We start from the raw sequence: 25,556 nt of genomic DNA, 5'->3' as shown, positions 1-25,556 counted from the left end.
TTACTACTCCTTCACCGTAAAAATTGTCTCTAGCTTATCGCCAAGCGCAGTAATATCCTCTTTTGAGCCACTACTTACCCCAGCAAGCACCCAGGTATTATGGGCAATAAACTCTCTTGCAGTCGCAAGCATTCTTTCAAGCGTTATTTTACGAATTGCATCAGGTACTTTATTGTAATCCTTTACAAAACCGTCACCGAAATACCGCCCACTATAGAAGTTGCTAATCTGAGCAACAGTTTGTGCCCCCATCTGATGACGTCCTAAAGCGTATGATTTAGCGGCATCAAGCTCCTCTTCGGTTATCTTGCCGTCCATGACGGCCTTGACTTCGCGAACAATGATATCAACCAGTCCGCCAGCCGTATCTAGATTGACCTGACCCCCAAAATCCCAGCTACTGTCATGGAAGCCAACTGATGTTTCGCTAAACATTCCATAAGCTAACCCCTTCTTACGTGCGGCGCCATAAATACGCGAGTGTAATGTCCCCGTCAAAATCTGATCTAGGCAAGCCATGGCTTCAGCCTCCTCGTCGCTCAGCTCGCGAGGCAACGTCATACTCCAGCCAAAAGTTAGGTTGCTCGCCTCTTTACGACGAATTAGTGTAGGATTTCCGCTTGTTAGCTCATCTTTTGGTATAGCAAAACGTTCACCTCGAGGAAGCTCCCATTCCTCGAGCATTCGCTGGATTTTCGCCTTGCGACCCTCTAGCTTACCGGCGATCACAAAGCGCATATTGTCGCTGGTATGAGTTCGCCGATGATGCTCTCTGATGTCCTTGAGTTGGACGTTATTTATAGTCTGAAGCCTCTGCCAGTATGTATAGACGTCCTCGCCTAATAATTGTTGTATTTTTGGCCACAAAACACGATTGTGGTTATTTAGATACCCCGTCAATTCACTCTTTACGTTGCCTTTTTCAGCCTCTAGCTCTTCTTGCCTGAATTTCGGTTGACAAATCGCTAGCCTCTGCAGGGACAAGATTCGCTCCCATTCAAAATCGGCACAGTCTGCAACGTATACCATAGACAGATCGCTCGTCCAGGCGTTATGATACGCTCCATTTTTTGTAAACTCGGCCTCATAAGCATGCTCATTTCGAAACTCAGCATTTGCTCCAAAAGCCATATGCTCCATGATGTGTGCCGTTTCGTAGATGTCTTTGTGTTTTACATAGCGGTTACCAGCTCGAAATTGAAACTGAAAACTCATCACCGTCGCACCGGGAATGTCAATCAAAAGACCGCGTGCGCCGTTTTTTAGTCGGACTTCGGTAGTAGTGTGCTTCATGGCTTAACGACTCTTCTTACGGTTTTGGCGTTGAGCTTTTTTCTTTTTGCGAGCAGCGTTACGCTTCTGATTAGTGCTTGCTGACGACTTATTCTTTCGAGTAGATTTATCAAAATCGTGATCACGGTTCTCTTCACCACCGGTAATCTCGTTGACACCTCTTTCAACTGCATTTTCGGCAAGCTTTGTAAGCTCTGTATCGTGCTCATCATCAACCGCCTCGCGAGTAATCGCGTCTGTTTTGTGGACGTGATAAATCGCTCTTAAAACCTCATCACGGAGAGTGGCCTGCAAACTATCAAATAGTTTTTGTGACTCAGAACGATACTCCACCAGCGGATCACGCTGACCGACACTACGCCAGTGAATTCCTTCACGAAGGTGTTGCATATTTTCTAGGTGCTGCATCCACAGAGTGTCTAGCACCTGTAGATAAACCTCTCGCTCAACACCACGAATCAACTCCTCGCCAAGCTCAGCCTCTTTTGCTTTATAAAGTTTTTGCGCCAGCTTAAGCGCCATTTCTCGACGTGTCCGGTCTTTCTTCTCGGCACCAACGGCTTCTATGTCTTTTACTTCAGCTGGGATAACCGCCTCAAACTCATCCACAAACTTTGGATTATTCTTTGACGGAACAATAGTTAGATCAGCCACCTTCTCATTGATCAATCGCTGTATCTCAGGCGCAATATTATCACCCTCCAAGATCTTTCGGCGCATCGTATAGACAACCTTTCGGTGACGGTTAATCACATTGTCGTACTGCACGACATTTTTTCGAGTATCGAAGTTGTAGCCCTCAACACGCTTTTGTGCCGCCTCAAGCGTTTTTGATACAGCCTTATTTTGAATTGCCGTCTCCTCATCAACACCAAGACGATCCATCAATACAGTTAGCCGCTCACCCTGGAATATGCGCATCAGATCATCCTCAGTCGATACATAAAACTGCGTATCACCAGGGTCGCCCTGACGACCACCACGACCACGAAGCTGATTATCAATACGACGCGACTCGTGACGCTCCGACCCGATAACAACCAATCCACCGAGCTCGCGAACACCTTCACCAAGCTTAATATCCGTACCACGTCCAGCGATATTGGTTGCAAGTGTAATTGCGCCCTTTTGGCCAGCTTGCTCGACGATCAGAGCCTCGCGTTCATTATTTTTTGCGTTAAGTATCTCGTATTTGATGCCTTCGCGGTCAAGGTGCGCTGCAATCATCTCATTCTTTGCAATCGACCCCGACCCAACCAATACTGGACGACCGATTGCATGATACTCCTTGATAGCCTCAGCAATAGCCTTAATTTTACCTTTTTCGGTCTTGTAGATCAGGTCATCATGATCCTCGCGAATAATTTTTTTATTCGGCGGTACAACTACGACATCGAGTGAGTAAATTTGCTGGAATTCCTCAGCCTCGGTAAACGCCGTACCCGTCATACCGGACAGCTTCCTGTAGAGTCGGAAGTAGTTCTGGAACGAAATAGTAGCGAGCGTCATACTCTCCTGTAACACCGGTACGCCCTCTTTGGCCTCAATCGCTTGATGCAGCCCTTCATTATAGCGGTTGCCCTGCTTTAGACGCCCTGTATGTTCGTCAACGATAATCACCTCGCCATCGTTCGTCACGACATAGTCCTTATCTCGATGAAACAGTGTCTGAGCACGAAGCGCCTGATCCATATGATAAACACTGCGAACATACTCAGGCGTGTAAAGGTTTTTGATGCCGAGCATTTTCTGTACCTTTTCGACACCCTCGTCCGTCAAAGCAACACTCTTGCGCTTTTCATCGAGTATATAGTCTTCAGGAACAAGCTGTGCAGCGACTTTCGCAAACTGGTAGTACGCATCTGGATTCTCGGCTGCTGGAGCAGAGATAATCAAAGGCGTACGGGCTTCGTCAATCAGGATAGAGTCAACCTCATCGACAATCGCAAAATTCAGATCACGCTGACGCACGAGATCGAGTTCATTCACCATATTGTCACGTAGATAATCAAAGCCAAATTCGTTGTTTGTTCCATATGTTATGTCGGCCTGATATGCTTCTTTGCGCGTACATGGGCGCAATTTCTTCATCCTGACATCGGTGTGCAGCTCGTTATCGTAACTACCGTCGTATACATAAGACGCATCATTGATGATGACACCAGTTGACACACCTAGCGCTTCATAGATCTGCCCCATCCAGCCAGCGTCGCGCTGGGCGAGATAGTCGTTCACCGTGACTATATGGACACCCTTACCCTCAAGTGCATTCAGATAGGCCGCCAACGTTGACATAAGAGTCTTTCCCTCACCAGTCTTGAGCTCGGCAACATTACCCTCATGGAGTACCATTGACCCAATCAACTGCACGTCATAATGTCTCTCTCCAATAACACGATCAGCCATCTCGCGCACAACAGCAAACGCATCAGGCAGAATTGTGTCGAGTGTCACACCCTTCTTTTTAAGTCGCTTCTTGAGAACTTCCGTCTGCTCGGCAAGCTCCTTTTTGGTCATCTTCTTGTATTTTGGCCCAAGCTTATTTATCTCATCGACTTTCTTGCCAAGACGCTTCAAGATACGCTTTTGCGGATCACCGAAAATCTTTGTGAGTGCTTGCTGTTGATTAACCATGTATAACCCTCTCCAAAATTGCTAGACATTCTGATAAAAACTACTCCTTATTATACCGAGAAAAAGCACAGAATAAAAGAGATCTGTCAAAAATACAGCCCCAGAAATAACCGAGGCTGCATCTCTCATAGATTACTAACTTACGTCCTACTATAGCTCACGCGCATAACTACGCTTGAATCGATCAAGTACTTTTCGTCTCCCAACGTGCGGCACTCGATCCTCCTTGTATCTCTTGAGCTGAGCAACAAGCTTTGCCTCAACAATGTCGGTTGCCGCCAATACATTCATCGTCGAGTCTTTTGCGGTCAGCGTCTTGTCTGGAACATGAAGCAATACCTCTACCTCATATTTATTGCCCCTGTCGCGGTTCACTTCGGCAAGCTTTACGTCTGCACGAACTGATTTACGTGCATGCCTCGGTAAACGCTTATCGAGCGATCCGATTTTCTTGCGAATATACTTTTTCGTAGGCTCGTCAGGTGTATAACTGCCGACTCCGGTTATTTCAACGTTTGCGATCATTTTATAAGACCCCTTTCGCTTAACCGATATTGTACTTCAATTATACACGCTTTTTATGATCTGCACCTATCGCTTCGCAAACACTGCTAAACCCATCTCGCTTGAGATATTTTTCAAGCCCAGCGTTTATCTCACCAATCAACTGCGGTCCTTCAAATATCATTCCGGTAATCAATGCCACTAGACTAGCGCCAGCACGAATCTTGGTGTATGCATCATACGCGCTAAAAATACCCCCTATGCCTATAATCACCAACCGGTCACCATACTCGGCGTATGTGTACTTAATCAGTTCTGTAGACACTTTTCTGGTGGGCTTACCACTCAAGTTGCCTGGAATCTTCGAATCAAGTTTATCGCGCTTATCTACACCATTCCTCTCGTGAAGAAGATTTCCAATCGCAACACCCTGAACATCATGCTTCACGATCACCTCTAACAATTCACGAAACTCACTCCAAGCTTTGTTAATCGGCATTTTTAGCATAACTGGTCGCGATAAATGTAGCCTATCGATTGCCGACAGTAACCGATCAAGCCTATCTGGTGACGTAAACGGCTCACCACCGTACGTATTTGGACAGCTAATATTTACTTCATACCAAGCAACTTTGCCCTGCGCCTCAAGTACGGTCAGGCTATGGCAATAATCTGCAATCGCTGTCTCATCATCTACTGTCTGCCTGGAGTTGGTCTTTGCCACGGACACCGCAAGTGGCATAGTATCAAATAGCCCCGCCGGATATCCTTGGATAATTTGCGCCACCGCATCAACACCGCTATTTGGTAATCCCGCGTGGACTACTAGTGACTTACTATGAGGCAATCTATGAAACCATGGCTTGGGATTCCCTATACAGTTCTCAGCAGTAATAGACCCCCCGGTCATAAACCCAAATCCAACACTTTTAATCGTTGGCGCAAGCTCAATATTTTTATCAAAACCAGCTGATAAGCCTACAGGATTCTTAAAATGAATGCCCAACAGGTCTTGCTCTAGTAGTGGTGATTGATACGCCCAGAGTTTTGGTAACCGCCTAATACCTGGGGTTTTTTGAGTTATTTTTGCCACCTTTACAAGTCGACGGTGAACACCATCTGGATGCTGCTTAAAAAGCAAGGGTTTTGCAATCCGCTTATACGCATGCTTTGTTGCGCCCCTCACCGTACGCTTGATCATTATGTTTACAGCTCCTCGAGACCACCTAGATATGGACGCAAAACCTCTGGCACCACGACATTACCCTCCGCAGTCTGGTAATTTTCGATAATTGCCACCATGCAGCGACCTAGCGCAAACGCCGTCGCATCGTTTGTGTGAACAAGTGAAACACCGTCTGCGTTTCGTACACGGGTCTGCAAACGGCGCGCCTGATAATCCGTCATGTAATCAGCGGTATGCGTCTCGCGGTACTTGCCCTGACCTGGTAGCCAGACTTCCATGTCAACGCCGCGCGCATTTGGCTTACCAATATCAGCCGTACATTTCATCAGGACATGGTACGGTAGCTTGAGCTGAGTCAAAAGCCACTCTTGAATGGCAATAAATAGGAGATGCTCGCTATAGCTATCCTTCGCCTCAGTGAAACTCTCCATCTCGAGCTTATCGAACTGGTGCATCCGAATCAGCCCCTCCATATCTTTGCCGTACGTCCCCGCTTCTTTGCGGAAACTAGTCGCAAAGCCCAAGTATCGAAGCGGTAATTGCTTGGCATCAAAAATCTCACCCGCATGCATACTGCCGAGCACATGCTCAGCACTCCCCTGCAGCCACAAGTCCTCGCCCTCAATCTTGTAGCGATCGTCACTTGGCTGGAGACGATCCATCTGATCATACGGCTCAGTCCGGATCATCAGCGGCGGCAAAACGGGAGTAAATGGCCGAGGATCAACCTCGAGACCAGCCCCCGTAATAATTTCTTTCATCGTCGCCTCGCTCGTGAGGGAGTTCATCACAAACTGGATAATCGCCTGTTGCAACAGCACCAGATCACCCATGATATAGGCAAAGCGAGCGCCAGCAACCTTGGCGGCGCGCTCTTTGTCGAGCCAACCCTTTGCCTCGGCAATCTCATAGTGATTTTTCGGCGCAAAATCAAACTTAGGGATATTGCCGACGACCTTAACTTCAACATTCTCGTCCTCACTGAGACCAACTGGCACGTCAGCATGAGGCATATTAGGCACCTGCTTCAATAACGCCATGTAGCGTCCATTGACCATATCAAGCTGACTCTCAAGCTGACCAAGCTCGGCCTTGATCGCTTTACCTCTATCGACTAGGTCCTGTTCAGGCTTACCCCCCTTCATACGAGAAGCTACTTCGTTGCGTCGCTGACGTAACTCATCAACCCGTTTTTGTAAGTCGCGACGGCTATCATCTAGCTCCAAGAGGTCGCTTATCGACACCCGGTAGCCCTTTTGTTCAGATGCACGCTGTACGGCATCGGCATTTTCTCTAATAAAACGAATATCTAGCATGGTTCTTATTGTACTACACCACCCTCGCTCAATATCGCACTATTAGTTAGATATCTTGACTATACTCAAACTTGCGGCAGATATATTACCCACCTTTGACTCAGAATAGACATAAAGACGCAGCTGTGTACCGGCCGTAAAGCGAGAGAGACGCGAGTATTGCATAGTAAATCGCCTGCCTGTGCCGCTATTATGCCACGCCCCTTCTGGAATATCTTGAGCTGAATCGTTAACTACCTGATAAAACTCACGCGCTGGCGAGCTATCTACCAAGCGAACACTTGAGCGAATCATATACACTCCAGCGCTAGGGATGGTATAGGTTGTGTTATTAGTCCAATTACCACCACCTCGATTAGTTACAACAGTTGTCAACGGTATTGCATAGTAGGTGTCAATAGGCGCGATAGCCACAGTTGCACTACCAGCGGCCCCCGTGCCAACACTGGCCGAAAATATCGTATCCTGAGGAATATTACCCCAAGTAAAGTCGCAATCGGTATCTGAGCGCTTCATCAGTATTTGACCATTTTGCCCCCCTGACGGTAAGAGTGCACCAGAAAACGTTAAACCTACGCTTGAGGTTCCACTGCCTGTTACTGAAAGTGAAGGCGAGCATGCCTGAGAACTATTTGTAACATTTAAGACCGCATTTGCACCAGCGTCACCTTTAGGACCCTTTTCACCCTTTTCACCTTTTTGGCCTTGAGGTCCAATTGGACCGGTTGGGCCTATGGGACCAATTGGTCCAGCGGGACCAGCAGGACCCGTGTCACCCTTTTGGCCTTTCTCACCTTTTTGGCCGGCAGGGCCAACTGGGCCAGTGTCACCTTTTAGACCTTGCAAACCTTGAGGGCCAGCAGGACCCGTGTCACCCTTTTGGCCTTTCTCACCTTTTTGGCCGGCAGGGCCAACTGGGCCAATTGGGCCAGCTGGGCCAGTGTCACCTTTTAGACCTTGCAAACCTTGAGGGCCAGCAGGACCCGTGTCACCTTTAGGACCTTTTTCACCTTGTACGCCTGGAGCGCCCTGTGGGCCAACTGCACCAGCGTCACCTTTAGGACCCTTTTCACCCTTTTCACCTTTTTGGCCTTGAGGTCCAATTGGACCGGTTGGGCCTATGGGACCAATTGGTCCAGCGGGACCAGCAGGACCCGTGTCACCCTTTTGGCCTTTCTCACCTTTTTGGCCGGCAGGGCCAACTGGGCCAATTGGGCCAGCTGGGCCAGTGTCACCTTTTAGACCTTGCAAACCTTGAGGGCCAGCAGGACCCGTGTCACCTTTAGGACCTTTTTCACCTTGTACGCCTGGAGCGCCCTGTGGGCCAACTGCACCAGCGTCACCTTTAGGACCCTTTTCACCCTTTTCACCTTTTTGGCCTTGAGGTCCAATTGGACCGGTTGGGCCTATGGGACCAATTGGTCCAGCGGGACCAGCAGGACCCGTGTCACCCTTTTGGCCTTTCTCACCTTTTTGGCCGGCAGGGCCAACTGGGCCAATTGGGCCAGCTGGGCCAGTGTCACCTTTTAGACCTTGCAAACCTTGAGGGCCAGCAGGACCCGTGTCACCCTTTTGGCCTTTCTCACCTTTTTGGCCGGCAGGGCCAACTGGGCCAATTGGGCCAGCTGGGCCAGTGTCACCTTTATCGCCTTTATCGCCCTTGAGATCTGAAAGTGCTATTAGATTTCTCCAGGTAGCGTCACCAGCATACCGCCACTGAACATATAGAGAAGTTTTCTGAAGCTCAATTTCACGACCGTCCTGGCCGGCATCGCCCTTCGCTCCTTGCGGCCCTTGTGGCCCCTGGGGGCCGCCAGCGTCACCTTTCTCGCCTTTATCACCTTTAGCGCCAGCATCACCTTTAGCGCCCGTCGCACCTTGTGGGCCTTGTGCACCGGTTGCTCCTCGAGAACCTGGGTCACCCTTCGCACCTGGCTGACCTGGAGAACCCTTAGCGCCAGCAGCCCCAACCGATCCACTCTTTCCGTCCGTGCCGTTTTTGCCGTCCTTACCAGCGTCACCTTTCTCGCCCTTATCACCACGAAGCTCGGCAATAGAAACCAAGTTCTGCCAATCGCCGCCCAAGAACTGCCACTGAATATTACCGTTACTCTGGCGCAAACTAATCTGCTCCGCCTTTACACCCTTGAAATAGCCGCCATGGCGGCTTCCCCAAGACCACCACCACAAAAATATGATGACAGCCAGCAGTACTATAAACAGGCCTACGACCAAACGTCGACTTGCATACCTTTTAACCTGTTCTTTCACCCGTTTTTCCTATCTTATACACATTGTTTATTAAAACACACTATATACGGACCCATGTTACCATAAGCAACACTAAAATACTACCTTTACACCACAGAATTACTCAGTGCGAAGTGCTTCAATTGGATCGAGCTTAGCCGCCCTACGACTCGGTAGCCAACCAGCAATAATAGCAATCAACATCAGCGAAACGATTACCAGCAGGGCACTGAGCGGCTGAAATATTAGCAGCGAGTTGCCGCCAAAGCCAAGAGACTCAGATATTTTCGGGTTAAATACACTAGCCAGACCCCAGGCAGACAAGATGCCAAGTGTACCACCTAGAAAACCGACCCATGCTGCCTCATATCGGAATAGCCGCCCAACATCACGACTACTTGCACCAAGTGCCTTCATTAGACCGATCTGTTGAGTGCGCTCCAACACGGATATATACATCGTATTCACTATACCAAAAACACTCACCAACAGCGCCAGAGCACCAAAGCCCATGACGATATACTGCAAAGTATTAACAAACGTAAACAATAAACCCTGAATATCTTTGGCTGTCATTGCAACATAGCCCGCATCAGCTAGACTCTTTTTTACAGCTTCCGGCCCCTCTTTGGCGGTCGCCGTCACCGTTGCATACCTCTGGTAATTACTTGTGCCTAAGGTTGCGAATTCACTCAACTCCTTTGCGGCGTCAGCGCTAATATATGTGTTTGGTGTATTCGTCATCTGATCAGCCGATTTACGAGTTACTGCGACAATCGTAAACTCTTTGTTCAAGACTTTTCCTTGAGTCAGTTCCACGACACCAGCCTCACCTTTTTCAGCCATAACTTGCGCTAACTTTTCTTGGCTAATATTTTGTGGCTGCTGATTGACTGTAATTACTATTTTGCTACCAATGGCATTTTCAGCGCTATCAATACCGAGTCTCTCAATATAAGCTTCTGGTATGGTTGCCTCATCTCTACTGAGATCAACTCCAGATTTCATGTCGCGCCCCGCCACCACTTCTTGACGAAGCGTACGATCGCGCATCACTATTTGCGGCAGGTATTGTTTCTGAGAATCTTTTGCAGCCCCAAATGTTGCATATTTTGGGGTCAGATTATAAAGCGGCTGCACGTTATCTATATCACTACGTGAACGTAATTTCGCTAAGTCATCTGGACTTAGGGTGGCATACTCTCTCCCATACTGAGTTACTGTATCAGGTTTATACTCTGGCAGGACGGAAGCACCAATCCCTTTTTGCATATCGGTTATTTTATTGTCCTTAGAGATTATCAACCCTTTTGGATCAATGTTACTGCTGATAATTCGGTCAACATACTGACGAGCCCCCTCACCCGCCATTAAACTGGCCATAATAGCAAATCCACCAACGGCAATAGCCACACTGGTCAAAAATGTGCGCATCTTGGCACGTCGGAGATTGCGCCCGGCTCGCCGAATAATATCAGTCGTTTTCATTATTGAATCCTCCTTTTTGCTGATGGCCGAGTGGTCCCCACGCTCTTCCTCGGGGATGAGGCAGTACGACGCGAAACCTTTTTAGCCAGATGACTTGCCTCTATTTTGACTACTTCGCCGTCTTTTATTCTCACAACTACGTCACAACGTGCAGCCAAGTCTTCATCGTGTGTCACAATAATTAATATTGCACCATTTTCCTTCTGGTAGCTGAACAGTAAATCCTCCACCACCTTCGCCGTAGTCGAATCAAGATTACCCGTAGGTTCATCGGCAAACAATATCTTAGGCTGACACACAATCGCACGAGCAATTGCTAAACGTTGTTTCTGGCCACCGCTGAGGTCTTTGGCGCGCGACTTAATCTTTTCACCCAAGTCTACCGCCGCCAAAGCTCGCTCGATACGTCGTCGGCGCCTTGACCTGGCGACACCAGCTGTCTCAAGAGAAAGACTCACATTGTCGTAGCACGTTTCGCCACCCTCAACAAAGAAACTCTGAAAAACAAACCCCATCTTCTTAGCACGAAACCTATCAGTCGCCCGCGCACTTAGACGCAAGATGTCCTCGCCATCAACAAGCACCTGACCCTGTTGTGGCTTGTCTAGTCCTGAAATAGCGTGCATAAGAGTAGATTTACCGGAGCCCGACTTCCCTAAGATAGCTACACTCGTACCATCCTCTATCGTCATGCTAACATCTTTAAGCGCAGTAAATATATTTTTCTTCTTACCATATATCTTGGTAATATTTTTTACTTCAATCATAATCCCCCTTACACTACAGCTATCGCACCGCTAATTATTAAGACAGTTATCGCTAAGCCAATGATTACGCGATACCAGATAAATAACGAAAAAGTATTGTTTGCGATAAACTTCAAGAGCCAAGCAATCGAAAAATACCCAACCAGGCCCGACACAGCCGTAGCGACAAGCGTCGGGGTCCAGCCAACACCATGAATCACAATATCGTCATATTTAGTAACAGCCTGCATCATACCTGCCGCAACCAGAGCTGGAATCCCGAGAAAAAAACTCAGCTTAGTCACTGCTACTCGATCCAGCCCCGCAACAAGACCCGCTGACATCGTAGCACCACTACGACTTACACCAGGAATCAAAGCTAAACACTGCGCAAGTCCAATACATAATGTATCTCGCCAGCCCACCGCCTTTTCAGTACGTCTTTGCGACGCAAAACGATCAGCTAGCCACATCACAGCACTCCACGCAATCAAAGCGCCCGCCACCCACCACATATTCCGAAAGGTCGTCTCAATTGTATGACGAAACAGCAGTCCAACAACTGCAATCGGCATAGACCCGAGAATAATCGCCCAGCCATAACGATAGTCGGCCTCCTTGCGGCTAGAGCGATCAAACAAACCTCTAGTCCACGCCGAAAGTATCCGAACAATATCAGCACGGAAGTACCATACGGCAGCTACAATTGCACCGATCTGGATAATTGCCGTAAATGCAGTAACGCCAGGGTCATCAATTTTGTAGCCAAAGACCTTCTCTACAATCGTAAGATGACCAGTGCTCGAAACTGGCAAAAATTCCGTTACACCCTCGACAATCCCGAGGATAACTGCATGGACAATATTCACTCTTACTCCCCTACCAAAACCCCGCTACGAGTCAGGCTACTTATCACTTACCTTAATTATAACCCATAAAACCCTGTGCTTATATTATTTTTTCCACCCCTGTTATCTATTGACGATTTATAATGTTTATGCTAGTATGAGAGACAACATAAGCCATAAACAAAGAAAAACCACCATGGAAACAGAACAACCTACTCCACCCTCAAGTACAACGACTCCCCCAATTCCTGGGGCTGAGGCTTCGATAGAGGCGGTGCCTCAATCTATCGAGCCGGTCACAGAGACAATGCCAACCAACAATACCACCAATGACGCGCAAACTACTGCAGTAGGAACAGCTAGTTCAGACATTCAAGCATCAATGGCTGACGAGCTAGCCTCGTCACCCACAATAGAAGTACCCGAACAGCCCGTCGCCACGGAGCCCGCAGTCATCGAAACTCCCGTAGCCAACCCGGTCACTAATCCGGATACGATCAATACACCTGCACCTGCCGATGAAGCAACAGCTACTGAACCAGCTGCCACTGTCGAAACATCAGTCATAAACCCTACCGCTGAAACCACTCCACCGACGGTCGCCCCTTCGGCGCCAGCATCTCCAGATACTGCGCCACAGAAACCAGGCTTTTTTGCTCGCCTGTTTGGTAAAAAATAAATAGACCAAGTCTACAAAATACACCTCTATAAGAGGTGTATTTATTTATATTTTATAGACTCCTACTTCAGGTTTGCCTCAGGATATAGCTTCTTCGTCGTTTCATCATATTCGTGACGTAGCTGGGGAAATGGCACCCCCTCACGAGCTGTCACGCCCTCAAACATCCAGAACACACGCTCAGAGTACCCCCAACCACAAGCTGGCGGCATACCATACTCAAGCATTTCGACGTAATCAATATCTAGCATCATCGCTTCGTCGTCACCACTATCACGCATCGCCTGCTGCTCTATAAAGCGACCGTATTGATCGATCGGGTCATTAAGCTCCGAAAAACCATTTCCTAGCTCACTACCAAGCATAATTGGCTGGAATCTCTGGACAGTATTAGGGTCATCGATACTACTCTTTGCAAGTGGTGATATAAACTTTGGTGTATTTACCAGCCAAACAGGACCAACAACGTCTTTACGAATATTCTTCCAGAGTTTATCAATACCACGAGGAATACTATCGGTCTTTTCAACCTCCAGACCGTTTTCCTTGAGCTTTGTGGCGACCTCTTCTATCGTCGTATCATAGATATCAATCCCATAACGATCACGGATCACCGTTGCATAATCCCAGACCTCCCAGTCTCTATCCATATCAATCTCAAAACCACGGACATTAAACTGCAGAGTACCAAACGTCTCCTCGAGAACGTACTTATACATACCCTCCATAAACTTCATGCCGTCTTGCCAGTTAGCGTACGCCCAATACCACTCCATCGCAATATGCTCTGGTAGGTGTTCGTCAGAGTAATTCTCGTTACGAAAGCGAGGACCGAGGTCATAGACTTTTTCAAACCCAGCACCCAATAAACGCTTGAGCGGCAACTCGTGTGAGATGCGCAGATAAAAATCTTGATCAAGCGCATCCATATGAGTCACAAACGGATTAGCGTCTGCACCACCAGTTGTATGCTCGAGAACTGGAATATTTACCTCTACAAAACCGTGATCATCGAGATATTTACGTGTTGCCCGCCAAAACTTACTACGCCGAACAAAACGATCACGCACCCCACGGTTGACGTTCATATCTACATAACGACGACGGAGTCGCTCTTCTTTATTGGTGAAGCCCTCCTGCTCTGTTGGCATACCACGAAGTGACTTGGTCAAAAGACGCAATTTATGCACCTCAAGACTTTTCTCGCCTGTCTTTGTTGTAATTACCACACCAGTTGCCTCAATAAAATCGCCTGGATCCAAAAGATTTAGTTCGCTCATGCCGAGCTGTGAATTCTTGGCGTTAAGCGGTTCTATGAGGTCGCTTTTAATAAAGAGTTGGATCTGCCCGCTCATGTCACGCAAAACAAAAAACGCCAGTTTACCAAATTTTCGAGTCGCGATGAGCCTGCCAGCAAGAGTTACAGTATCCCCAGAGAACTCTTCGAAGTTGTCAATCACTTCCTTTATTTCGTTACTTCGGCTCGACTCAGACGGGTATGGGTCAACCCCTAAGGTTTTTAGTTGCTCTAGTTTGCGTAGGCGCTCATCGCGCAGTTCTTTCATAGTTGCCATAATTACTGACATTATACCAAAAACCGCCCCATTTTTAGAGGCAGTCTATACGCAATAGCCTTAGGCTGCGGTTGGACGAAACTCTTTGCCATCAAAAAACGCAACGTGACCATCGTGCGTATGTATAGGTATCGGCGTCACATTGAACGGTGCGTCGCCTTTTTTGAACTCAACGAGACCAACTCCCTGTTGCCAGTTCTCAAAATATCTCATCGGTGATTCATCGGCACCAAGCGAGCTATGATAGCTCGGCACAGCACCATCAACACGCGCCAGCGTACCAAACGAGTGAGCCGAGTGTTGTACTGGTCGACCACCCGAGCCCATTGTCGTCTTGTAGTGTGACTCTATTCGATGAACGTGCCCAAAAATAACTGACGACATAGGGTTATTGTTGAGTAGTTTTGCGGCTGTGCTACCCTTGCTATTGACCATATCACCGTGGATAATACGAAGCCGATCATTTAACCAATAATCATTATTTGGATACCCCTCGAGCCATTGAATATCAACCCCCTGATCACGAAGTGCCTGAAGGTTCGTTAGCCAATCCATTGTAAGTGCCAACCCACCTAAGCGTCCGTTTGCGCCAGCCTGACGAATACCAATCAGTTCAGGGGCACCCTCTCGGATGTATCTCGGTAGCCGATTGTCGTGGTTGCCGCTCAGAACACGCTGAATCGACTCTGGAGAGTCGGCTGCAAACCCCGCATAAACATCGTGATTTTGTTGAAGCGTCCAGTTGACTGTGCCACACACCGTAGGGTCAGCGCCATGTTTGCCGAGGCTCGGAAAGTCATTGTTGTCACCGTTGAAAATAATGTAATCTGGCTTGATATATCTAGCCAGCATACGCGCCACCTCAATCGCCTCAACATCATGAAAGTTATGCCACTGACCGCTCGTGTCTAATCGACGACCAATCTGGATATCAGGTATCACTAGTGCCGTCTTGTCTGAGCGACGGTTCATGGTACGAACCCGTGTTTTTGTCGGTCGCACGACAGCGGGAGCTGGCTGTACGTACGAAAACTCCTCACCCGACATCTTACGTGGCATTGGCTTCTTTATCCAAAGTGCATCAACAGTCGCTGACGTCATTGGCTGATCACTCATGATCTGGCCATTCTCGTCCCGAGGACGACGGAATTGGACCGTCGCACCAACCGTATCTGGGTCAAACCCAAGTTCACGAATCACTTCGTCAGCGGCATCAATCTGCTCCTGCGTTGCTAATGCTTGCCCGCTCACAACACCACTATAGTCAACCTCACCCCGTTCACCTACCGGCAACACAACCTCAGACTGTACTGCCGTCCTTGTCACTTGTTCTCCCTTTATCATAAATCCCCCAATATAAAAAGAATGATGTGCTTACCCAAAAAGACTCACACCCCGATAGCGCATCGCTCTTGATTCGTTTAATTTCTAGCCGCCCCCTAGGCGTACTTAGTACCATATTAACCCACTACCCACACTATAGCTAGTGTTTAATTTGTGTAAAATACACAATACTCCGCTACATCTAGCGGAGTATTGAACTATTTATAGCTAGGCTTACGAGATTGCAACAACCGTATAGGTTGTATCACCTTTCGGTGTTGAGATCGTCACGTCATCACCAACTACTTTACCCATCAGTGCAATCCCAAGTGGTGACTCGTTGCTGATTTTTCCGTTTAACGGATCGGCCTCAACAGGACCAACTAGTGTGTATATAGCCTTTGCACCGTTCTTTAACTCAACGGTACTGCCAAGTTGTACCTTATTTGACTTACGAGCCTTGATCTCCTCGGCATTCATTAGGATATCTTCGATTTCTGCAATACGCGTCTCAACAAGACCCTGCTCCTCACGAGCACTGTCATATTCGGCGTTTTCACTCAAGTCGCCATAATCACGCGCCTCAGCAATCTTGTCTGCGATGTCGCCACGACGGCTTTTGAGTTCTTCAAGTTCGGCCTCAAGTTCTTTTCGGCCTGCTTCTGTGATTTGATATACTTTTTTCATAATTTATTACCTCTTATCAAGAGCCCTGTGGAAGGACCTAACCTTATATTGATTAGCGTTATTTCCCCTCCAAGAATCTCGATTTAGCTCAGTTTAGCAAGTAATTCGCTATGCGTCAAGAGCTCAGTCACCCCTGTTGCTCTAGAGGTAAATTCATACTGATCACTGGTCATCAGCCGATCGCTAACCGTCACGCGATAAGGAATGCCCATTAGCTCCGCATCAGCAAATTTCGCCCCTGGACGCTCGTCGCGGTCATCATAGATCACTTCAATACCCCGGTCTTTTAGTGACTCATAAAGCTCATCTGCTCGTCTTTTTGAATCGTCGCCAATCTGTACTAAATATACCTTCGCTGGCGCAATCGCCTCTGGCCACACTATACCCTTTTCGTCGGCAAACTTTTCGACAATAACACCCATGACACGGGTCACTCCAACGCCATATGACGCAAGATAAACTGGATGCCGTTTACCATCCTCTCCAGTATAGTAAAACTCCATCTGCTCGGACTTTTCGGTCCCAAATTTAAATATATTACCGACCTCGGCACTTACAACCGGCTTGAGCAACGCCTTATCTATCTCCATCTCTTTTGCGGCTTCATCGAGCACCTCTTCGTTTACAGCGATTGTTTGGTCGGCGTTTACATATAGGGTATCCTCGCCCGCCGAACAAATCGTCTGGAACTCATGACTAAACTTTGTAAACGCACCACCGCTTGCAAACGTGACAAAGGTACTATCTCCGATACCTAGCCGATCATATATCCTCTTGTAGGCTTCGACTACTCTGTCGTAATACGCATCGCAGTCCTCTGCTGTAGCATGCATGCTATACATGTCTTTCATCACAAATTCACGACCACGCATGATGCCACTTTTGGCGCGCATTTCGTTGCGTAACTTTGTCTGGAACTGATAGACGCTTACAGGTAGATCCTTGTAACTTTTGACGTACTGCTTGGCCATCTCGACGATAGCCTCTTCATGACTCCAGCCAAATCCCACCTCAGTACCATCCTTTAGCTCGGACTTAAACCAAATATCAACCACCTCATCACTCCACCGACCAGTCGCTTCCCATGTATCCTTGCGCTGTAGACTGCTCATAATCAACTCTTGACTGCCGACCTGATTCATCTCCTCACGGACAATCTGCTTGATATTTTCTAAGACCCTTAGGCCAAGTGGCGTATAAGCATACACACCTGCCATTACTTTATAAACAAATCCTGCTCGGATTAGTAATTGTGCATTACGCGACACCTCATCGGCAGGCGTATCACGAAGGGTACGTGTAATATTTTGCGATAATCTCATAATCAACCCCATTGTACAATCTTTATGGCCTATACACTAGAGAATAATCTCATATAAATCGACAATTATCTATCGTACCAGACCCTGAATAATCACAAATTTTATTATAAACGCAATCATGTTTTTGATAATATGAAGCAACGTTCCGGCCCATATCGATCCAGTAACTTCACGTAGAGCACACGCCACCATACTCAAACAAAATACATCAATCGCAACATTCCACTGCATGTGCGCCAACCCAAATAGCGCGCTCACTACAATCGCCGACAGCCACCATGGCACCGCTCGTATTCGAAGTTTTCCGTAGAGAAAGCCTCGAAAGATCAACTCCTCAAACAGCGGAGTCAGTACGACAAACACCACAAACACAACCAGCCGATCCAGTCCATAAACCTGTGCAATACCGATGTCCTGCGATTGCTCTAGAGAAAAACCTGGGATTTTTGATGCAACAAAAATCGCAATCGTCGCGCTGAGCATATAAATAATCGTTCCAGCGAGAGAAATCCCTATGTCCTTCCAGGTTAGTAGCTTCACCACGCCCGAAGTCAACACGAATTGATCGCGATTACGATAATATATCGCTCCGCCAAGTATCGCGGTGAGGATAATGTATGTCATCACCCTATACACAGTCGCACCAATCGTAGTCTCCATAGACCAGGCAACACCAACACTCCTCACAACCCACACCAATGCACTTGCTAGATAAGTCGAGGCAACGAACGCAACTACACCAACAAGGCTCCACTGGACAATAACACCCACTATAGAGACTATCTTTTTTCTATTAGACGTCTGCCTACCCTTTTCGGTCATAGCATTATCGAAGCTTTCCGATATCCGCAATCGTAACGAGGGCTACTAAAAATACCAGAACCATAAAACCAATCCCATGGATACGCTCTTCAACCTCTTTTGTAAGCGGCTTTCTGAGGACACGATAAAGAGCCGTAACAAACCAACGACCACCATCAAGCGCCGGGATCGGCAACACATTCATTACTGCTAGCGTCAAGGAGATTACGGCAGCGATCATCAACACATAAGTGAATCCTGCTTTTTCAGCTGCTGGGAATATAATACCAAAAATTGCTAATGGTCCGGCGACACTATCACCAACCGCCGACAAACTTTTATTAGCCTGCTCTTGAAGCGCCCTATCGGGGCTCAGCTTCATGAGCAAACCAGACACACCATTTCCTACCAGTTGACCGAGACCCTCAAAAGTAACCCAAGTCATCTGTGCCGTCGTGCAAAGCCCAACAATTGGCGCCGACCAAGTTGATCTTATCAGCTCCCGTTGAGTCGGCCCCGCCCCTAAAAAGCCCTTTTGGTCTGAATTGTCTTTCCTGAGAGTTACCTTGGCCTCACGCTCGGTACCATGTCGTGAATAGATTACACTAACTGTCCTGCCTTTGTTAGCGGTAGCTAATTCCGACAGTCTCTTTGCGCTATCTAGAGTCTGACCATCAAATCGAAGAATTTTATCACCTGGTTTCAGTCCCGCTTTATCAGCCGGTAAACCAGATGTCACCGACACTAGCTCTACGGGCTGGCTAATAAATTGTGCGTCAGAAGCAACATAAAACTGGTTTGAAAGAATCTTTGGCATACCGAATAGGGCGAGAACCGTCAAAAGAACTACCGCCAACAACCAGTTAACCGCAACACCAGCCAGCAAGACCTGAGTCTTCTGCCAAAACGTCATCGCACCATAATCACCCTTATTTGTATCGTCGTCATGTTCCCCTTGTAGACGAACAAAACCGCCAAGTGGCAACCAGTTAATACTGTATTCAACATTTTTTCCTAGAATACTATTTGGGATCTTTTTGCTCCACAACTTCGGAGGAAATCCGACACCAAATTCTTCAACAACAGTACCGTGTTTTTTTGCGACTAGCGCATGTCCGAGTTCGTGCGCTACGACAAGTAGCGTTAGCACAATAACCCCTACGATAATCCCGACTATCATCCCCTTATCCTCCAAACCTGCGCGATCGACGCGCATATTTTTTCAGTATACTGACGACATCTCTCTTTGTCATCTCAGGCCAGGCCTTTTTCAAAAAGACAAACTCACTATATGCGCTACGCCACAGCATAAAGTTTGACAACCTCTTTTCACCACTCGTTCTGACTATCACATCACACGGCGGTACGTCGGGTGTATACAAAAATTGTGCAAACTCGTTAACAGTCAAATCTCGGCTTGAATCCACTTCCTGGCGAACCTTATTGACCGCATCGACAATTTCTTGTTGACCACCATAATTAAAACATGCAATAAACGTTCCTCCAGTGAGATGTTTGGTTATCGCCTCCGCCTCATTTATCGCACTTATAACTCGCTTACTCAGACGATCTCTCACCCCTACTATCCTCAAACGAATATTGTTTTCAGTAAATACGTGGATATCTTTTTTAAGCATTCGAACAATCAGCTCCATCAACCAATCGACCTCGACCTTACTTCGTCTCCAGTTTTCTGTACTAAAAACGTATGCACTAACATACGGCACACCACGCCTACAGGTTTCAACCACAATCTCCTTGATCTTTTCGTACCCTGCGGTATGACCTTGACTAGCCGACAACCCACGGTCCTTCGCCCAGCGTCGATTGCCGTCAACAATATATCCGACATGCATCGGAACAGTACAATCTTCTGACATTAGAGCGTGAGGATATCCTTTTCTTTTGCCTTAAATATTTCCTCAAGCTTCGCCTGCGACTCAGATATCAAGCGATCGATTTCTTTTTCAACGAGCTTTACATCATCCTCGGACAACTCCTTGCCCTCCTTCTTACGCTTCGCCTCTTTTAGACCGTCCTGACGAACGTTTCTCAAGGCAATACGCGCCTCTTCGAGCTTCTCGGCCGCCTGCTTGACTAGCTGACGACGACGCTCCTCGGTTAGCGGAGGAACTGGCACGCGGACGACTCGGCCATCATCGCTTGGATTAAGTCCAAGGCTCTGGTCATTGCGGATCGCTGCTGCAATCTGTTGAATATTGCTTGGATCAAATGGTGTAATCTGGAGCAGCTGAGCTTCTGGAGCGGTGACATTGGCCACCTGATTAAGCGGCATCTCGGCGCCATACGCCTCGACCTTGATCCCATCAAGCATCCCAGGGTGCGCCCGCCCAGTTCTAACCTTTGCCAGCTCAGCCTGAAAATGCTCAGTAACACCTTGCATTCTTAGCTCGTATTCATCTGTGTTAAACATGTCATCCTCCAAAATTATCTGCTACTTAGTATATCAGATAGACACTTACCCGTCCGACCCAAAAAACGGCCAAAATCAAAAACCGAGACCTAAAAGTCCCGATTTTTGATCAATTAGCAAATTTATACGTGGCCTACTCGGTAACACCAAGCTCTATGCGCTTAAACTGGCTAACGCGAATGTTCTCGCCTGATAGCGCAATCTGCTCCTTGATACGATCACCCACTGTCTTGCTGTCGTCTAGAACAAATGCCTGCTCTACAAGCACTCGCTCTGCAAAGTACTTCTTGAGTTGGCCCTCGACAATCTGCTCACGCATATTCTCTGGCTTGCTCTTTAGGCTTTCGCTCTCTAGAAGCTCCTGTTTCTTAGCTTCTAGAACGTTAGCCGGAATATCATCCATCGTCGCAAACTGAGGATTCATTGCAGCAATCTGCATCGCAATTTGATGCGCAAACTCCTTAAACTCTGGAAGACGCGCAACAAAATCTGTCTCGCAGTTTACCTCCACAACAACACCGATACGACCTGAATGGACATAGCTTTCGATCAATCCCTCGCGAGTTTCGCGGTCACCTTTTTTCTCGGCTTTTGTCAGGCCTTTTTTGCGCATCGCCTCAAGGGCTTTGTCAAAATCACCGTCAGCCTCAACAAGTGCTGCTTTAGCGTCAGTTAGACCAACACCGGTAAGCTCTTTGAGCTTCTTGATATCTTCAATTGATACTGCCATACGCCCCCTATTATTCTGCTTTATTTTTACCTTCGGTGATTGCTGAAACAAAGTAGTCAAGCATCAGCTGGATACCTTTGATCGCATCATCATTTGCAGGAATTACATAATCGACCTTACTTGGGTCGGCATTCGTATCGACAAGACCGATTACTGGAATCCCGAGATTTTTCGCCTCTGCGATTGCATTGCTGTCAACAAGCGTATCAACGACGATCATTGCGCCTGGTCGACCATTCAGCTCTTTTATGCCACCGTACTTTAGATTTAGGTTGTCGATTTCCTCTTGATAGCGTTGCACCTCAAGCTTGTTGTAGCGCTTCTCTAGGTCGCCCGAAGCCATACGACGCTCAAGATCCTTTAGCTTCTTGATCTGGGCATTAACCGTCGTTACGTTAGTCAACATACCGCCAATCCATCGCTCAGTGACATACGGCTGTCCCGCACGCTCTGCCGCACTCTTTACGATGTCTTTTGCCTGCTTCTTGGTACCAACAAAAAGAATCTGCTTAGTTGCCGCAACTTTAGTCAAGAACGGCAAAGCCTTGTCTAGCTGTTCGACAGTTTTTGTCAGGTCAATGATATGACTATCCTGACGCTTGCTATGAATATATGGCGCCATCTTTGGGTGCCAACGGCTCGTTTTGTGTCCAAAATGGACACCAGCTTCGAGCAAAGCCTTGATATCAACCTCTACGGCCATGATATCCTTCTCCCTTCACATTCGCATCATCTAAGGATACCTTTAGCGAATGTTGTTTCATTAAAGTTTGTTACAATAATAAATTATAACAGTATTACAGCAATATAACAAGTATGGAACAGTCAAGTATTGGGTGCTCGCTCGAAAGAATTTCAGCTACAGATGCCCTATCGACACGATTAGCCCTTGTGGGCGGCATAGCAACTGATCTAATGTTGCTGTCTTCTGGCGTATTTCACGAAGATATTAAAACAATTAACGTAGACCGTGATGAGCTAGATACAATCACAACACTTCGTAGCAATGGAACAGTTAGGGATATTGACATCAAAGTCTTTACGTCTCGCCCCGAAGTGTGCCGATCAGTTCAAACAGAACTAGCGGCCCGTACGTCAGCCCCCGTATCAGCTTCTGGCTACAATTCAAAAGAGATAAAAAATCGACGAGTACGCTTCACCTCTGAGTTTATCGAAGAGAATGACGAGACGCTCTCACTCCGAGCAGGTGCCATATGCCACAACGTTGACCGAAAACTGATCGAGGATACATGGACGGTCGAGGCAAACGACGGTTCAGTTTCTCTGCCCGTCCTTTCGCCATACTCCCATATCGGTCTCTACTATACGCGCTACATAAGTGGGATCAAGCGCAAAGACACTGAGAAAGTGAATTTATTACAGTCAAAACTACAAGGCCTAAGTCTATCCGATAGCTCAACCAGCAACCTAGACCCATTCATGGCATTTCAGAACGATGTCGACGCCTACTACAGTGCAAATAATTTAAAAGAACTACTCAAGCAACGTGAGTTGCCTATGCTAATTGCAAAATACGCTATAAAGTACCTTGACCTCGTTAACTTTCAGGAATTAGCGCAGTCAAACAAGCTCCTAGGCAACATCTCTGAACGCATCATCTGTTCTGAGCAGAATGGTCAATTCTATGCCTAACATCCGATAAATCCTCCCTATTGAGTGAGATATCAAGCGCAAGAGACTCTATTTCGTCAAACGATACCCACCGCGCTTCTGATACATCAAACCCTAGCTTACCTATATTCTCCTCTGTGGTCGCTAGAAAATAATAATACGACCACTCAACACCCCGCTTAGACATCGTTCTATCAAACAAAAAATCAAAACTCGTGTAGCTACGCACACTAAGCTCTTCTTCAAGTTCTCGCTTAGCTGCGGCAAACTTGTCTTCGCCTCGCTTAATACCGCCACCCGGCAACGACCACACTCGTGGCGTTAGGAGGTTACGAACCAGTAAAAGCTGTCTGTCTGTCCCATTTTGACGCAAGATAAATACCCGCGTTCTGGGCTTGTGCTTATACCTGAAAACGTGATCTAGGAGATCAGGAAGGTACACTATAGCTGGCGCGAACCGTTCAATTATACGCTTCATTTCACTTTAATTATATCTCAGCCCATCCTGGAGGCTATATAGAATCAGACTTTTTGACATTATCTCCCTCATCTGTTAAACTAGGCAGGTTATGAAAAGCAGTATTCACCCACAAGACTACCGCCCAGTCGTATTTAGCGACGAAGTAGCGGGCTTTGCGTTCTTGACACAATCAACAGCGCAAACGAGTGAAACGATCAAATGGGAAGACGGCAACGAATACCCACTAGTCAAGATTCACATCTCTAGCAAATCTCACCCGTTCTTTACTGGTGAGGAAAAAATCGTCGACACCGAAGGTCGCGTCGACCGATTCAAGGCTCGTGCAAAGGTCGCCGAAGAGCGTCGCGCCGCACTTGCTGCAAAAGCAAAGAAGCAAAACGCCAAAAAAGCCGCAAAAGCGGACAAATAGTACTAGTCCCAAGAGGCTGTCGTCTAGTACAGCCTCTTTGTTTATGTAATATAGCGTACAATGGGGATAAGCATGCCAAGGATTGAACTCAACATCGATGACCTAACCGCCGAAAAACAGCGACTCGGCGAGTTTTTAGCAGACCCGCTTGCATTTAACAGTCCTGATTTCATGAAAAATAATAAGCGCTTCAACGAACTTGATGCGATCATCGCGAAAGCTTCTGAGCGCGAAACCCTCGAGAAGCAACTAGCCGAGGCGCGCGAGCTAGCAAACGGCAACGATGAACTCGCCGAGCTTGCCAAACTAGAAATCCCCGAAGATGAGGCAAAGCTTAAACAGATTGAAAATGACCTGTTCATCATGCTGACCCCAAAAGATCCAAATGACGACAAGAATATCATCATGGAGATACGTGCTGGCGCTGGTGGTGACGAAGCCTCGCTATTTGCAGCTGAGCTCTACCGGATGTTCCTCCGCTACTGTGAAGCACATGGCTTGCGCACCGAGCTAATGAGTGAGAGCGCAAACGATACTGGCGGATACAAGGAAGTCATTTTCAGTATCAAGGGAGATTCGCCGTACTCTAAACTTAAATTTGAAAGTGGCGTACATCGCGTCCAGCGCGTTCCAGCAACCGAGTCCCAGGGTCGCATCCACACTAGTACCGTTACGGTAGCCGTACTCCCCGAGGCCGAGGAGACAGATATCGATATCAACCCAAATGATCTGCGTATTGATGTTTATCGATCAGGTGGCCATGGTGGGCAAAGCGTCAATACGACAGATTCAGCAGTGCGAATTACCCACCTACCGACTGGTTTGGTTGTTCAAAACCAAGACGAAAAATCACAAATCAAAAATAAGGAAAAAGCCCTAAGCGTCCTACGATCTCGCTTACTTCAACAAAAGATTGACGAAGAGAATGCTAAGCTCACTGCAGAACGCCGTGGCCTAATCGGCTCAGGCGATCGAAGTGAAAAAATTCGCACCTATAACTTCCCTCAAGATCGAATTACCGACCACAGAATTGGCTACAGTCGCAGTAATATCCCCGCCGCCATGAATGGCGACATCGACGACATACTCGACCGCCTTCAAGCTACCGAGCGGGAACTCAAAGCTCAGGGTATTGAACACTCCTAGGGTGCCCACAAAAAAACTAGCGAGCTCTATCCAGGCTAGCCAGGTAAACTACTCCATAGTATAATTCAGAATA

General features: G+C 47.4%; 24 protein-coding genes. 4 read left to right on the top strand and 20 right to left on the bottom strand.

Annotated features, from left to right (window positions below; all coding sequences use genetic code 11):
- Positions 1-3 precede the first annotated feature (3 nt).
- The 9 genes from GWK75_01060 to GWK75_01020 all read right to left on the bottom strand — a co-directional run bounded on the left by GWK75_01060 (position 4) and on the right by GWK75_01020 (position 12,286).
- Complete coding sequence (locus tag GWK75_01060) at positions 4-1,293, bottom strand: hypothetical protein (protein QHU91052.1); 1,290 nt, start codon at positions 1,291-1,293, stop codon at positions 4-6.
- 3 nt (positions 1,294-1,296) lie between these two features.
- The gene (gene secA, locus GWK75_01055) at positions 1,297-3,927 is read right to left on the bottom strand and encodes a preprotein translocase subunit SecA (protein QHU91051.1); all 2,631 of its coding nucleotides are present in this window, start codon (positions 3,925-3,927) and stop codon (positions 1,297-1,299) included.
- A gap of 150 nt (positions 3,928-4,077) precedes the next feature.
- Positions 4,078-4,452 (bottom strand): hypothetical protein, encoded by a 375-nt coding sequence (locus tag GWK75_01050; protein ID QHU91050.1) that lies wholly within the window; start codon positions 4,450-4,452, stop codon positions 4,078-4,080.
- 40 nt (positions 4,453-4,492) lie between these two features.
- Positions 4,493-5,632, bottom strand: a complete 1,140-nt coding sequence (locus GWK75_01045; protein ID QHU91049.1) for a quinone-dependent dihydroorotate dehydrogenase — start codon at positions 5,630-5,632, stop codon at positions 4,493-4,495.
- A gap of 5 nt (positions 5,633-5,637) precedes the next feature.
- A complete protein-coding gene (serS, locus tag GWK75_01040) occupies positions 5,638-6,933 on the bottom strand; it encodes a serine--tRNA ligase (protein ID QHU91048.1) in 1,296 nt (431 codons plus the stop codon).
- 42 nt (positions 6,934-6,975) lie between these two features.
- Entirely contained in the window at positions 6,976-9,204 is a 2,229-nt protein-coding gene (locus tag GWK75_01035) for a collagen-like protein (GenBank protein QHU91047.1), read from the bottom strand.
- A gap of 99 nt (positions 9,205-9,303) precedes the next feature.
- Positions 9,304-10,671, bottom strand: a complete 1,368-nt coding sequence (locus GWK75_01030; protein ID QHU91046.1) for an FtsX-like permease family protein — start codon at positions 10,669-10,671, stop codon at positions 9,304-9,306.
- Entirely contained in the window at positions 10,671-11,438 is a 768-nt protein-coding gene (locus GWK75_01025) for an ATP-binding cassette domain-containing protein (protein QHU91045.1), read from the bottom strand. The genes GWK75_01030 and GWK75_01025 overlap by 1 nt, the downstream gene beginning before the upstream one ends.
- 8 nt (positions 11,439-11,446) lie before the next feature.
- Complete coding sequence (locus GWK75_01020) at positions 11,447-12,286, bottom strand: undecaprenyl-diphosphate phosphatase (protein QHU91044.1); 840 nt, start codon at positions 12,284-12,286, stop codon at positions 11,447-11,449.
- A gap of 175 nt (positions 12,287-12,461) precedes the next feature.
- Here GWK75_01020 and GWK75_01015 point away from each other — a divergent pair, with 175 nt between their 5' ends.
- The gene (locus GWK75_01015; GenBank protein ID QHU91043.1) at positions 12,462-12,944 is read left to right on the top strand and encodes a hypothetical protein; all 483 of its coding nucleotides are present in this window, start codon (positions 12,462-12,464) and stop codon (positions 12,942-12,944) included.
- A gap of 62 nt (positions 12,945-13,006) precedes the next feature.
- Here the strand turns inward: GWK75_01015 and GWK75_01010 are convergent, their stop codons facing one another.
- The 10 genes from GWK75_01010 to rpsB form a co-directional block, all read right to left on the bottom strand.
- Positions 13,007-14,518: a lysine--tRNA ligase gene (locus tag GWK75_01010; GenBank protein QHU91042.1), complete on the bottom strand. Its 1,512-nt coding sequence runs from the start codon at positions 14,516-14,518 to the stop codon at positions 13,007-13,009.
- Positions 14,519-14,578: 60 nt separating this feature from the next.
- A complete protein-coding gene (locus tag GWK75_01005; protein ID QHU91041.1) occupies positions 14,579-15,862 on the bottom strand; it encodes a hypothetical protein in 1,284 nt (427 codons plus the stop codon).
- Between the two features lie 213 nt (positions 15,863-16,075).
- Positions 16,076-16,528 carry a transcription elongation factor GreA gene (gene greA, locus GWK75_01000; GenBank protein QHU91040.1) on the bottom strand — a complete coding sequence of 151 codons (453 nt, stop codon included), beginning with the start codon at positions 16,526-16,528 and terminating at the stop codon, positions 16,076-16,078.
- Between the two features lie 83 nt (positions 16,529-16,611).
- Positions 16,612-17,850 (bottom strand): prolyl-tRNA synthetase, encoded by a 1,239-nt coding sequence (locus tag GWK75_00995; protein QHU91039.1) that lies wholly within the window; start codon positions 17,848-17,850, stop codon positions 16,612-16,614.
- A gap of 69 nt (positions 17,851-17,919) precedes the next feature.
- Complete coding sequence (locus GWK75_00990; protein QHU91038.1) at positions 17,920-18,672, bottom strand: CPBP family intramembrane metalloprotease; 753 nt, start codon at positions 18,670-18,672, stop codon at positions 17,920-17,922.
- A 4-nt stretch (positions 18,673-18,676) separates the two neighbouring features.
- Positions 18,677-19,867 (bottom strand): PDZ domain-containing protein, encoded by a 1,191-nt coding sequence (locus GWK75_00985; protein QHU91037.1) that lies wholly within the window; start codon positions 19,865-19,867, stop codon positions 18,677-18,679.
- Positions 19,836-20,531: a di-trans,poly-cis-decaprenylcistransferase gene (gene uppS, locus GWK75_00980; protein ID QHU91036.1), complete on the bottom strand. Its 696-nt coding sequence runs from the start codon at positions 20,529-20,531 to the stop codon at positions 19,836-19,838. Before uppS ends, GWK75_00985 begins: the two co-directional genes overlap by 32 nt.
- The gene (locus GWK75_00975) at positions 20,531-21,085 is read right to left on the bottom strand and encodes a ribosome recycling factor (GenBank protein ID QHU91035.1); all 555 of its coding nucleotides are present in this window, start codon (positions 21,083-21,085) and stop codon (positions 20,531-20,533) included. The genes uppS and GWK75_00975 overlap by 1 nt, the downstream gene beginning before the upstream one ends.
- 133 nt (positions 21,086-21,218) lie before the next feature.
- Positions 21,219-21,815, bottom strand: a complete 597-nt coding sequence (tsf, locus tag GWK75_00970; protein ID QHU91034.1) for an elongation factor Ts — start codon at positions 21,813-21,815, stop codon at positions 21,219-21,221.
- Between the two features lie 10 nt (positions 21,816-21,825).
- A complete protein-coding gene (rpsB, locus tag GWK75_00965) occupies positions 21,826-22,518 on the bottom strand; it encodes a 30S ribosomal protein S2 (protein QHU91033.1) in 693 nt (230 codons plus the stop codon).
- 113 nt (positions 22,519-22,631) lie between these two features.
- On the opposite strand from rpsB, the gene GWK75_00960 reads away from it, so the two are divergent.
- Positions 22,632-23,468: a hypothetical protein gene (locus GWK75_00960; protein ID QHU91032.1), complete on the top strand. Its 837-nt coding sequence runs from the start codon at positions 22,632-22,634 to the stop codon at positions 23,466-23,468.
- Here GWK75_00960 and GWK75_00955 read toward each other — a convergent pair.
- Positions 23,431-23,925 carry an NUDIX domain-containing protein gene (locus tag GWK75_00955; GenBank protein ID QHU91031.1) on the bottom strand — a complete coding sequence of 165 codons (495 nt, stop codon included), beginning with the start codon at positions 23,923-23,925 and terminating at the stop codon, positions 23,431-23,433. The genes GWK75_00960 and GWK75_00955 overlap by 38 nt on opposite strands.
- Positions 23,926-24,016: 91 nt before the next feature.
- Between GWK75_00955 and GWK75_00950 the strand changes: the two genes are divergently transcribed.
- Positions 24,017-24,337, top strand: a complete 321-nt coding sequence (locus GWK75_00950) for a type B 50S ribosomal protein L31 (GenBank protein QHU91030.1) — start codon at positions 24,017-24,019, stop codon at positions 24,335-24,337.
- Between the two features lie 72 nt (positions 24,338-24,409).
- Positions 24,410-25,483, top strand: a complete 1,074-nt coding sequence (gene prfA / locus GWK75_00945) for a peptide chain release factor 1 (GenBank protein ID QHU91029.1) — start codon at positions 24,410-24,412, stop codon at positions 25,481-25,483.
- Positions 25,484-25,556: the final 73 nt, after the last annotated feature.

The organism is Candidatus Saccharibacteria bacterium oral taxon 955 (assembly GCA_010202265.1).
Lineage (GTDB): Bacteria > Patescibacteriota > Saccharimonadia > Saccharimonadales > Saccharimonadaceae > Saccharimonas.
The sequence above is the reverse complement of the archived record's forward strand: the minus strand, read 5'-3'. Positions and strand labels throughout refer to the sequence as shown.

Coding starts and splice junctions, on each gene's coding strand:
- GWK75_01060 (QHU91052.1), bottom strand. CDS start 1,293: ATGAAGCACACTACTACCGAAGTCCGACTAAAAAACGGCGCACGCGGT.
- secA (QHU91051.1), bottom strand. CDS start 3,927: ATGGTTAATCAACAGCAAGCACTCACAAAGATTTTCGGTGATCCGCAA.
- GWK75_01050 (QHU91050.1), bottom strand. CDS start 4,452: ATGATCGCAAACGTTGAAATAACCGGAGTCGGCAGTTATACACCTGAC.
- GWK75_01045 (QHU91049.1), bottom strand. CDS start 5,632: ATGATCAAGCGTACGGTGAGGGGCGCAACAAAGCATGCGTATAAGCGG.
- serS (QHU91048.1), bottom strand. CDS start 6,933: ATGCTAGATATTCGTTTTATTAGAGAAAATGCCGATGCCGTACAGCGT.
- GWK75_01030 (QHU91046.1), bottom strand. CDS start 10,671: ATGAAAACGACTGATATTATTCGGCGAGCCGGGCGCAATCTCCGACGT.
- GWK75_01025 (QHU91045.1), bottom strand. CDS start 11,438: ATGATTGAAGTAAAAAATATTACCAAGATATATGGTAAGAAGAAAAAT.
- GWK75_01015 (QHU91043.1), top strand. CDS start 12,462: ATGGAAACAGAACAACCTACTCCACCCTCAAGTACAACGACTCCCCCA.
- GWK75_01010 (QHU91042.1), bottom strand. CDS start 14,518: ATGGCAACTATGAAAGAACTGCGCGATGAGCGCCTACGCAAACTAGAG.
- GWK75_01005 (QHU91041.1), bottom strand. CDS start 15,862: ATGATAAAGGGAGAACAAGTGACAAGGACGGCAGTACAGTCTGAGGTT.
- greA (QHU91040.1), bottom strand. CDS start 16,528: ATGAAAAAAGTATATCAAATCACAGAAGCAGGCCGAAAAGAACTTGAG.
- GWK75_00995 (QHU91039.1), bottom strand. CDS start 17,850: ATGAGATTATCGCAAAATATTACACGTACCCTTCGTGATACGCCTGCC.
- GWK75_00990 (QHU91038.1), bottom strand. CDS start 18,672: ATGACCGAAAAGGGTAGGCAGACGTCTAATAGAAAAAAGATAGTCTCT.
- GWK75_00985 (QHU91037.1), bottom strand. CDS start 19,867: ATGCGCGTCGATCGCGCAGGTTTGGAGGATAAGGGGATGATAGTCGGG.
- uppS (QHU91036.1), bottom strand. CDS start 20,531: ATGTCAGAAGATTGTACTGTTCCGATGCATGTCGGATATATTGTTGAC.
- GWK75_00975 (QHU91035.1), bottom strand. CDS start 21,085: ATGTTTAACACAGATGAATACGAGCTAAGAATGCAAGGTGTTACTGAG.
- tsf (QHU91034.1), bottom strand. CDS start 21,815: ATGGCAGTATCAATTGAAGATATCAAGAAGCTCAAAGAGCTTACCGGT.
- rpsB (QHU91033.1), bottom strand. CDS start 22,518: ATGGCCGTAGAGGTTGATATCAAGGCTTTGCTCGAAGCTGGTGTCCAT.
- GWK75_00960 (QHU91032.1), top strand. CDS start 22,632: ATGGAACAGTCAAGTATTGGGTGCTCGCTCGAAAGAATTTCAGCTACA.
- GWK75_00955 (QHU91031.1), bottom strand. CDS start 23,925: ATGAAGCGTATAATTGAACGGTTCGCGCCAGCTATAGTGTACCTTCCT.
- GWK75_00950 (QHU91030.1), top strand. CDS start 24,017: ATGAAAAGCAGTATTCACCCACAAGACTACCGCCCAGTCGTATTTAGC.
- prfA (QHU91029.1), top strand. CDS start 24,410: ATGCCAAGGATTGAACTCAACATCGATGACCTAACCGCCGAAAAACAG.